This window comes from Bacillus haikouensis, from assembly GCF_013179555.1.
Classification (GTDB): domain Bacteria; phylum Bacillota; class Bacilli; order Bacillales; family Bacillaceae_B; genus Rossellomorea; species Rossellomorea haikouensis_A.
On sequence record NZ_JABMCR010000265.1, the window covers coordinates 1 to 5,477 of the forward strand.

Below are 5,477 nucleotides of genomic sequence, written 5' to 3' on the forward strand. Positions count from 1 at the left end.
TCCAGATGCGTGCTGAAATCGCGAAGCTTCACCAACGCCTGCAAACAACGACAATTTATGTAACTCACGATCAGACTGAAGCGATGACAATGGCCAGCAGGATCGTTGTCATGAAAGATGGAGTCATCCAGCAGGTCGGATCACCTAAAGAAGTGTACGATAAGCCTGAAAATGTGTTCGTTGGAGGATTCATTGGTTCTCCGGCAATGAACTTCTTTCACGGTAAAATAGAAGAAGGTTCATTTGTCATCGGACAATCGAATGTGGCTGTTCCTGAAGGAAAGATGAAGATACTGCGTGAACAAGGCTATGTAGGAAAAGAAATCGTTCTTGGCGTTCGTCCAGAGGATATTCACGATGAGCCCCTATTCATCGATACAGCTCAAGGTGCTAAAATCGCTGCTAAAATCGAAGTATCTGAACTGACAGGTGCTGAAACCATGCTTTATTCTCAGATCGAAGGTCAGGAATTTGTCGCTCGCGTCGATTCACGTGCAGATATCAAAGCCGGACAGACAATCGATCTTGCATTCGACATGAACAAAGCGCATTTCTTCGATTCCGAATCAGAATTAAGAATCCGTTAATATCCTATCAAAAAATGAAAGACCGCACCCGTTATGGTGTGGTCTTTTTTGTTTAAAACTCCGTTAAATTGATGCTCTTACCTTCCTCTTCCCCACACTTGAAACATGTAAATAAATGCAGGCATGTATCTGTACAGCTGCTATTCGGGATGCCATCCGCCAATTGAACATGCTGGATATCCATATACGCACTGTATTCATCATAATAATCATAATATCTTCCCTGATCTGATGTAGAGTCTCCGCACTTTGAGCATACCCCTTTATATTCCACTATTCCATTGCATAATGCACAAGCTTTCATGCGTGTCACCATACTTTCAAATAATTCATTATATATCGTTATCCTTTTATGATTGAAAAGGTTTTATGTAGGAAAATTAAAGGAAATTGATCAGGAATAAATTCCCTGTACACGTTTCGTATATTATTTTCCGTACAAACCATAATATTTAGTAACAAGAAAGCAACACCTTCTAACTTTGGGTTATGCCATCACTGATGGCCGCTAATGGAATGCGTGCTGGTGCAACTCCAGCTGACCCAACCATAAAAAAACATACAATTTTAAGGAGATGACAGATTATGCCACAACAATCTCGCAGCAATTCATCTAACCAATTAGTAGCTCCTGGAGCTCAACAAGCAATCGATCAAATGAAATACGAAATCGCTTCTGAATTTGGAGTGCAATTAGGAGCAGATGCTACAGCCCGCGCTAACGGTTCAGTTGGTGGAGAAATCACTAAACGTCTTGTTCAAATGGCTGAACAGCAAATCGGCGGTAAATTCTAATTTGAAATTTAATATCTTCAATAAAACCCCTGGCGTATTGTCAGGGGTTTTTTAATTAATCTTACAAAAAGACTGACTCGATGTGAGCCAGTCCTGTATGTTAATTATTATTTACCATGTTGGCCGGGTTGATCCATTCGTCATATTGTTCCTCAGTCAAGTATCCGGATTGTAAGGCGGCCGCTTTCAGTGTTGCTCCGCTTTTGTGGGCATTTTTTGCGATTTCGGCAGCCTTTTCATATCCGATATGCGGATTAAGTGCTGTCACGAGCATCAATGAGCGCTGAACAAAGTCTTCAATTACTTCTTCATTCGCTTCCAGCCCTTTTACACATTTATCATTGAATGAGCGGATACCGTCAGTCAACAGCCTTACCGATTGAAGCAGATTATAAATGATCACCGGTTTGAAGACATTCAATTCAAAATTCCCCTGACTCGCTGCAAATCCGATGGCTGAGTCATTTCCGAAAACTTGGGTAACCACCATCGTCACAGCCTCACTTTGGGTGGGGTTGACCTTCCCCGGCATGATCGAACTCCCCGGTTCATTGGCCGGGATCGTGATTTCACCGATTCCGCTCCGTGGACCACTCGACAGCCAGCGTACATCATTCGCCACTTTCATCAAGTCTGCGGCAAGCGCTTTTAACGCACCGTGTACATAAACAATTTCATCATGGGAAGTCAAAGCATGAAACTTATTGTCTGATGATACGAATTTGGTACCTGTTTGTTTCTCCAATTCCTGAGCGACTTTATCCCCGAACGAAGGATGTGCATTGATGCCTGTACCTACAGCTGTTCCCCCGATCGCCAAATGAACAAGCTGACCAAGGCTGTCTTTTATCATGTGACGCGATTTTTCCATCATGGCCCTCCACCCGCTTACTTCCTGCCCGAGTGTCAGAGGGGTGGCATCCTGAAGATGTGTCCGCCCGATTTTAATAATATCCTTGAATTTTGCTTCTTTTTCATTGAGTGTACCAATAAATTGATCGACGGAAGGCACTAGTTCTGAATAGATTGCCTTGTATGCAGCAATGTGCATTGCGGTAGGGAATGTATCGTTGGAGCTTTGCGACATATTCACATCATCATTTGGGTGGACCAGCTCATCGCTCTCTCCATCTTTCAGAATTTCATTCGCACGATAAGCAACGACTTCGTTGACATTCATATTCGACTGGGTACCGCTTCCCGTCTGCCAAACCACCAGCGGGAAATGGTCATCCCATTTACCTTCCAGAATTTCATCACATGCCCGGATGATTGCCTCCTTTTTCTCTTCAGGCAGTTTTCCAAGTGAATGATTGACGACAGCTGCTGCCTTCTTCAGCTGAGCAAAAGCATAAGTCACTTCAATCGGCATTCTTTCTGTTCCGATTTGGAAGTTCTCTTTACTTCTCTGCGTCTGCGCACCCCAATATTTCTCTTTCGGCACTCTCATTTCTCCAATTGTGTCCCGTTCAATCCGATAATCCATTTCTCTTCCTCCCTTAAAATAATTCACATTACCATATTTCCACTAATGAATAGGAAGTAACCGTATTCTGGGATGTTTTATTCGGATAGCTCATCCGTTCAGAGTGTGATCCCTTTTAAAGGCAAACTGATCTTCGTCGACCGATGCCTCTTTATTCTGATGTGCGAGCTCTTCTTTTTTCATTAATTTTTTTATCTTCGCATCCCCCAGAAGTACATTTTGAATGGCGTCTGCCATCATATTATAAGCGAGGACGGTAAGGGACAAAGCGACTAAAGGTGCAAATATAATCCATGGAGCAGTCATGATTTCAACGCGGGCATTCCCTATGTTGCCAGCCCACTCGTTTGATAATGAAAATAATCGGGATTCACCAATAAGGATTTCTTTTTCAATCCCTCCTCCCAGCAATACACCCAAAAACCCCAAATGCGCAAATAATATCAGCACACTTACATTCCTTTGGAAAAAGAGAAGAAGGATCCTCGGAAACAAGGTTTTCAGGATGTGACGCCGGTATAAAAACCAGCCCCTGGCACCAAGTGTTTTTGCACTGAGTACAAATTCTTCCTGTAAGGTCTTTTGGATTTCTTTTGAGAGTACGACCACAATCTGAGGTATGCCGATGATAACGAGCAAGACGATTTGAATCAGTATGTATTTAGCGGGCTCCGCCTCTGCATCGACTACAAACCGAAGTGGAAATAATAACATAAACGCAATGACTGCCATTGGCACATAAATCATCGATTCCACTACCTCTTCAAAAACATTTAAAAACCTTATTAAATACCTTGTAACTGTAACCGAGAATACGATAGCCAATAGGATTTGGAGAAGACATATGATTAAGCCAAGCAGGATGGTATATTTTGCTCCCTGAACCACATATGTCCAGAGAGGGGTACCCACCCTGTCAGACCCCAGCGGCGGCAACTCAGCCGGTGTAAACGGCGGTCCGACTGTTTCACCATTTATATGAAGAAAACTGATTGTTTCGATTCCGCCTTTTAACAGAGGCTCGTACAAAAAACTAATGACGAGAAGTCCCGTTATAAAAATAAAGCCTGATATGAATTTCGGCTGTTTCCAAAGGTCTTTAAGCATAGGTGCCGTCCTCCTTCATTCCAATACTTTTCTTCATCCTCCGTTCAACGAATGTAAAGAGGAGGAAGAAAGGCAGGAAAATGATCGAGCTGATGAGGACAAAGCTGTGACCGGTTGACCACATCAACAGATCCATCACCCCGCGCATGTTAAATAAACGCTCAAGAATGAACAGGTTTGACAACATGAACGAAAATATCAGTTTGGAGCGATAGAACAAACTGTATATGACATTACGAAAACTATGAAGCACCAACACCCTAAGCGAACTCAATCCTTTCCCCCTTGCAAGTTCTATGTAAGGCTTCTGTTCTTCTTCTCTTAATAACAAAACCAATGTCTTAATGAGGAAAACTGCGGGTATGACAGTCAAACAAGCCACTGGAAGCAAGTAGATCTCTTCGTCCAGCATCGCAATGTCCCCAATCAACACACCTGTCTGACGGAAATACATTACCACCAGCAGCTGCACTCCGATGATGATGAAGATATCCGGCAGCGACTCCATTATATTCACCAAAGAGATGAGCAGCCTCTGAATCATTCCTCTTGCCAAAGTAATCGCTATACTGATGATAAAAGCGATAATTACAGCCAAAGCGAGAGCAAATAAAAACACCTTCATGGAATACGATGCACGCTCGCCAATGATGTCAGCCAAGGCATATTCCTTTCCCATTCTCATTAATGACCAATGTTCAGGCTGAAACAGTTTTTTAACCACATCAAATATGGCAGCTGCATATTCTAATGGATAAAACCCAAATGAGTTACTTTCGCCAGTCAAGCTCACATATTGAAAATCTGCCGCAAAAAATAATTTCGGCAAGGTACTGATAAATATGAGACCTGTAAATATAAGAAGTAACTTTCTTATTCCTTTCATCTGAAATCCCCTTTCTCTATACTATACATTTCTTTCCAATATTAGTTTTTCCCTTCCTAAAACCAAAAAAGATGAATGGGAATCCCATTCATCTCAGTATATTACTGTATCAAGTTTAGAAATTGACGGGTCCGCTCGTGTTTCGGATTCTCAAATACTTCCTGCGGGGTCCCTTCTTCAACGATGTATCCGCCGTCCATGAAGATGACTTTATCAGCTGCTTCTTTTGCAAATCTCATTTCATGTGTGACAACGACCATCGTCATACCTTCTTCAGCAAGATTCTTCATGACCTTCAGCACTTCACCGACCAATTCAGGATCAAGTGCAGAGGTTGGTTCATCGAACAGCATGACCTGCGGTTCGATTGCTAGTGCCCTTGCAATACCGACCCTTTGCTGCTGTCCGCCGGAAAGCTGATACGGATAATAGTCGACTTTATCACCAAGTCCGACTTTGTCAAGAAGTCGTATCGCTTTTTCCTTCGTTTCTGCTTTTTTCCTGCCCTTAACGATGACCGGCCCTTCCATCACATTCTCCAGAGCTGTCATATGCGGGAACAGATTGTATGTTTGAAAGACCATTCCCGTACTTCTTCTAATATTCAGGATATCGG

The 5,477-nt window shown here is 42.7% G+C and carries 7 protein-coding genes; 2 read left to right on the plus strand and 5 right to left on the minus strand.

The genetic code is table 11. The features are described 5' to 3' along the window. Positions 1 to 587, plus strand: a 587-nt coding sequence (locus HP456_RS19155; protein ID WP_172254066.1) for an ABC transporter ATP-binding protein, incomplete at its 5' end; no start/stop codon positions are given. A 52-nt stretch (positions 588 to 639) separates the two neighbouring features. On the opposite strand, the gene HP456_RS19160 is transcribed toward HP456_RS19155, so the two are convergent. Next, positions 640 to 891 (minus strand): hypothetical protein, encoded by a 252-nt coding sequence (locus HP456_RS19160; protein WP_172254068.1) that lies wholly within the window; start codon positions 889 to 891, stop codon positions 640 to 642. A gap of 281 nt (positions 892 to 1,172) precedes the next feature. Here HP456_RS19160 and HP456_RS19165 point away from each other — a divergent pair, with 281 nt between their 5' ends. Further along, positions 1,173 to 1,382, plus strand: coding sequence for an alpha/beta-type small acid-soluble spore protein (locus HP456_RS19165; protein WP_172254070.1), 210 nt, complete (start codon positions 1,173 to 1,175; stop codon positions 1,380 to 1,382). A gap of 100 nt (positions 1,383 to 1,482) precedes the next feature. Here the strand turns inward: HP456_RS19165 and fumC are convergent, their stop codons facing one another. The 4 genes from fumC to HP456_RS19185 form a co-directional block, all read right to left on the minus strand. Continuing rightward, positions 1,483 to 2,868 (minus strand): class II fumarate hydratase, encoded by a 1,386-nt coding sequence (gene fumC / locus HP456_RS19170; protein ID WP_172254072.1) that lies wholly within the window; start codon positions 2,866 to 2,868, stop codon positions 1,483 to 1,485. Between the two features lie 90 nt (positions 2,869 to 2,958). Beyond that, a complete protein-coding gene (locus tag HP456_RS19175; RefSeq protein WP_172254074.1) occupies positions 2,959 to 3,975 on the minus strand; it encodes an ABC transporter permease subunit in 1,017 nt (338 codons plus the stop codon). Next, positions 3,968 to 4,861 (minus strand): ABC transporter permease family protein, encoded by an 894-nt coding sequence (locus tag HP456_RS19180; RefSeq protein WP_172254076.1) that lies wholly within the window; start codon positions 4,859 to 4,861, stop codon positions 3,968 to 3,970. The genes HP456_RS19175 and HP456_RS19180 overlap by 8 nt, the downstream gene beginning before the upstream one ends. Before the next feature lie 101 nt (positions 4,862 to 4,962). After that, positions 4,963 to 5,477, minus strand: a 515-nt coding sequence (locus HP456_RS19185; protein ID WP_172254078.1) for an amino acid ABC transporter ATP-binding protein, incomplete at its 5' end; no start/stop codon positions are given.

Excerpts from the sequence above, each read along its gene's own strand:
- HP456_RS19160 (WP_172254068.1), bottom strand. The coding sequence starts at position 891 with ATGAAAGCTTGTGCATTATGCAATGGAATAGTGGAATATAAAGGGGTA.
- HP456_RS19165 (WP_172254070.1), top strand. The coding sequence starts at position 1,173 with ATGCCACAACAATCTCGCAGCAATTCATCTAACCAATTAGTAGCTCCT.
- HP456_RS19180 (WP_172254076.1), bottom strand. The coding sequence starts at position 4,861 with ATGAAAGGAATAAGAAAGTTACTTCTTATATTTACAGGTCTCATATTT.
- HP456_RS19175 (WP_172254074.1), bottom strand. The coding sequence starts at position 3,975 with ATGCTTAAAGACCTTTGGAAACAGCCGAAATTCATATCAGGCTTTATT.
- fumC (WP_172254072.1), bottom strand. The coding sequence starts at position 2,868 with ATGGATTATCGGATTGAACGGGACACAATTGGAGAAATGAGAGTGCCG.